This window comes from Herbaspirillum lusitanum P6-12 (genome assembly GCF_000256565.1).
Taxonomy (GTDB): Bacteria; Pseudomonadota; Gammaproteobacteria; order Burkholderiales; family Burkholderiaceae_D; genus Herbaspirillum; species Herbaspirillum lusitanum.
The window spans coordinates 1-3,585 of record NZ_AJHH01000440.1; the positions used below are offsets into that span (position 1 = coordinate 1).

Below are 3,585 nucleotides of genomic sequence, written 5' to 3' on the forward strand. Positions count from 1 at the left end.
AGCGCGCGCGCTCATCGTCGGTGGGCTGACCGTTGACGAGGTGAAAACCCTGCTTCTCGATATGCGCCTTGACCAGGCCGAGCAGCACTTGCGGATCGGTCTCGGGCACGGTGCGCAGATCGAGCTCGGCGATCGCTTCGCCCGGCACGATGGTGCGCGCCTTGGCGCCGACATCGGCAGCCTGCATGCCGCGCACGTTGAGCGTCGGATACTGCATCGCTTCCTGGTAATTCTGTCCGACCTTCTCGGCCTGAGCGATGCCGAGGCGCTTGCGCAGCGCGACTTCATCGTCGGGCACCGCGCGCATGACGCGGCGCGATTCGTCGTCGAGCTTGACGGCGTCGTAGTAGCCGGCAACCGTCACGCGGCCGTCTTCATCCTTCATCGACGCCAGCAGGCGCGCCATGGTCTGCGCCGGATTGGCGGCGTAGTTGCCGTAGTGGCCGCTATGGCTGTCCTGGCGCGGGCCGAACACCTTCAATGTGGCTTGGGCGACGCCGCGATTGCCGAACACCAGCGTCGGCAAATTGCTGGCGTGCATCGGGCCGTCCAGCACCACCAGCAGGTCGGCCTTGAGCAGCGCCTGGTTCTGGTCGATCACCTTGCCCAGCGAGGGCGAACCCTTTTCTTCTTCCGCATCGAGGATGATCTTGACGTTGACCGACGGCGTCACGCCGCTCGCCTTCAGCGCATCGAAGGCAGCCAGCATCATCAGGATCGGCGCCTTGTCGTCAGCCGCTGCACGGCCGAACAAGCGCCATTCCGGATTCGGATTGGCGCCGTAGAGTTGCTCGATCGGCAGCGCTTCCCACTGGCCGGCGGCGTTGCGTTGCTTGAGCGTCGGCTTCCACGGGCTTTCCTGCTGCCACTCGGACGGCGTCACCGCCTGGCCGTCGAGGTGGGCATAAAACAGCACCGTAGTGGCGCCTGCCTTGTTGCCCGGCAGTTCGGCGAACAGCATCGGCTTGCCGTCGTTGGCCAGTTGGCGCGTGCGGAAACCGCGACGCTGGAACGCCTGCTCGAACCAGGCAGTGTTGCGCTGGATGTCGGCCGCGACGATGGAATCGTTGGGGATGGCAATCGCTTCGACCCATTCCTTGAACGTGCCTTTGGCGGCGGCAGCGGTTTGCGCGACGCTGACTTCAGCGGCTTGCAGCGGTGCGGAGCACAGCATCGCTGCGGCGATACAGGCAGCGGACAAGGAGAGAGACAGCGAACGAGGCAACGAACGGCGGGAGAGATTTTTCACGGGATTTCCTCTTGGCAATGGATGCCACATCATACAGAAATCGCCGCTTTTGCCGCATTGAAAATAATTCACGGATGCGCATCAACTACCATCGCTGCGCATCCGTGCTCAGTCGGAAGTATTCAGGCCGAGGTATTCAAGCTGATGTATCGATGATGCTGCCGATCGCCTTGAAACCGTCCGACACTTCATCGACCACGGTGTGCGCGGCGGACTTGACGGCGTCGACTGCGGTGTCGACGGTGCCGCTGATTTCATCGCCGACTTTGGCGACGGCGTTTTTTACGGGCGCAACGACGTTGTCGTAAATGGCGTTGCTGTAGGACGAGGTGACTGATGAAATGCTCATGGCTGGCTCCCTGCAGGTTGTTGATGATTTTTTCTGCATTCAGCATAGCCATTCGCTGCGCGGACCGGAACCCGCGCAGGCGTCATTCCAGGTAAAACCATTTAAAGATTTGTAAACCTGAAGATCGTCAGGATCAAGGCGTGTTGATGAAGCGTTCGATCATGCCGGCCGCCTTGTCGATATTGAGCACGCCTTCCAGATGGCCGCCCGGTCCCTGCAGCAGATACAGCGTGCCGCGCCCGCCCAGTTTCTTGAAGCGCTGCAGCGCCTCCGATGACAGTTTGAGCGGGAACACCAGGTCGGTCGAACTCGGGATGAACAGGATCTTGGCCTTGATGCCTTTGACCTCGTCGTCGCTGAGGTGGTACAGCTGGTTCGCCTTCGACATGTAGATGATGCTGTTGCCGTCGGCCACCCTGGCGCGTGCGCGGGCGCCGGCTTCCAGCACCGCCTCGATCTTGAACTGGTTGCCCATGGCGGCGCCGGGCGGCTTGGCGGCATCGGCCGGGGCGTAGCCGAACGCGGCTTGCGCCCAGTCCCAGTGACGCGTCTGCACCGTCACCACCTTGAGCGCGGCGGCCACGCCGTCGTCCGGATCACCGCTACCGTAGTAATCCCCCTGCCGCCATTTCGGATCGAGCCGCACCGGCAGCGACCAGACGTCAAGCAGGCTGATCACGTAAGGACTGATGTCGAATCCAGGACCGATGACATGCACCACACGCTTGACGAAATCCGGATACAGCGCCGCCCATTCCATCGCCTGGATGGAGCCGCCCGACGCACCCACCGCCGCCACCAGCTGGCGCACGCCGAGCTTGTCGAGCAGTTGCTTGTGCACGCGTACCGAATCGCGCATCGCCACCACCGGGAAGCTCATGCCGTAGGGCTTGCCGGTGGCGGCGTTGATGGACGCCGGACCGGTGGTGGTCACCATCGGGTCCTTGGTGTTGATGTTGACCAGCGTGTCGGCGCTGATCACGAAATACTTGTCGGTGTCGATCGCCTTGCCGGGGCCAATCAGACTGTCCCAGTAACCGGGCGCGGCGTCGCTGTCCTTGTATTTTCCGGCGGCGTGCGAAGTGCCCGAATAGAAGTGCGCGACGAAGATGGCGTTGTCGCCGACCTCGTTCAACTTGCCGTAGGTTTCATAGCCGACGCGCACGTTGCGGATTTCCTGGCCGCCGACGGTGGTGTAGGACGGCAGCGTGAAAACCTGTTTGGTCACCAGCGGCAACGGCGCCGGACTGTGCGCCGCTTGCACTTGCGGCGGCTGCGGCGATTGCGACAGCGGCGGCTGCGGTTGTCGTGCTTGCAATTGCTGCGTGGAAAAGGCCGCGCCGGAAAAGGCTGACAGCGCAACAAAAAACGTCAATGAGCAGAACGCGCGGCGAACAAGGGTCATGAAGTCGTCTCCGGATTGTTTGATTGTGCGGGGTCCGGCAATGCGGAGCAGCCACTTTACGACAAGCTCCGGCACGTCACAACCACCCATGTGTAAAAATACGGGCTTGCACTCATGCTTTCATTACGGAGACTTCCCTTGCCTACCGCCAAACTTCCCGACGTCGCCGGCCTGCTTCAATTACACAATGCCCACGGCGACAGCGCCGTCATCAGCCTGTATGGCGCTCAATTGCTGTCGTGGCAAAGCGCCGACGGCCGCGAACACTTGTATTGCACACCCGAGCCGTCGCTCAAAGCCGGTGCTTCCATCCGCGGCGGCGTGCCGGTCTGCTTCCCGCAATTTTCCGGACGCGGCGCGTTGCCCAAGCACGGCCTGGTGCGCAACCTGGTCTGGCAAGTCGATGGCGACATATTGAGCGGCGCCGACCAGGACGTCGCCTGTGCACGCCTGTCGCTGTCGGATTCGGACGCCACGCGCGCACTATGGCCGCACAGCTTCGCCTTGCAACTGCAGATCGAGCTCGGCGCCGGCTGGGTCAGCATCGCGTTCAACGTCACCAACACCGGCGCCACGCGGGGC

4 protein-coding genes are annotated in these 3,585 nt (G+C 62.6%); 1 reads left to right on the plus strand and 3 read right to left on the minus strand.

The genetic code is table 11. From position 1 onward, the window contains the following. The 3 genes from HLUSI_RS0114125 to HLUSI_RS0114135 all read right to left on the minus strand — a co-directional run. Positions 1-1,174 (minus strand): M20/M25/M40 family metallo-hydrolase (locus HLUSI_RS0114125; RefSeq protein ID WP_016834583.1); only part of this gene is annotated, 1,174 nt, incomplete at its 3' end. A gap of 211 nt (positions 1,175-1,385) precedes the next feature. Then, entirely contained in the window at positions 1,386-1,598 is a 213-nt protein-coding gene (locus HLUSI_RS0114130) for a hypothetical protein (RefSeq protein WP_016834584.1), read from the minus strand. A 133-nt stretch (positions 1,599-1,731) separates the two neighbouring features. Then, complete coding sequence (locus tag HLUSI_RS0114135; RefSeq protein ID WP_016834585.1) at positions 1,732-3,003, minus strand: E22 family MetX-like putative esterase; 1,272 nt, start codon at positions 3,001-3,003, stop codon at positions 1,732-1,734. A gap of 138 nt (positions 3,004-3,141) precedes the next feature. Here HLUSI_RS0114135 and HLUSI_RS28715 point away from each other — a divergent pair. Next, a partial coding sequence (locus tag HLUSI_RS28715; protein ID WP_016834586.1) for an aldose epimerase family protein occupies positions 3,142-3,585 on the plus strand: 444 nt, incomplete at its 3' end.

Bases quoted from the DNA above. Each gene is read 5' to 3' on its own strand.
- HLUSI_RS0114130 (WP_016834584.1), bottom strand. From the start codon at position 1,598: ATGAGCATTTCATCAGTCACCTCGTCCTACAGCAACGCCATTTACGAC.
- HLUSI_RS0114135 (WP_016834585.1), bottom strand. From the start codon at position 3,003: ATGACCCTTGTTCGCCGCGCGTTCTGCTCATTGACGTTTTTTGTTGCG.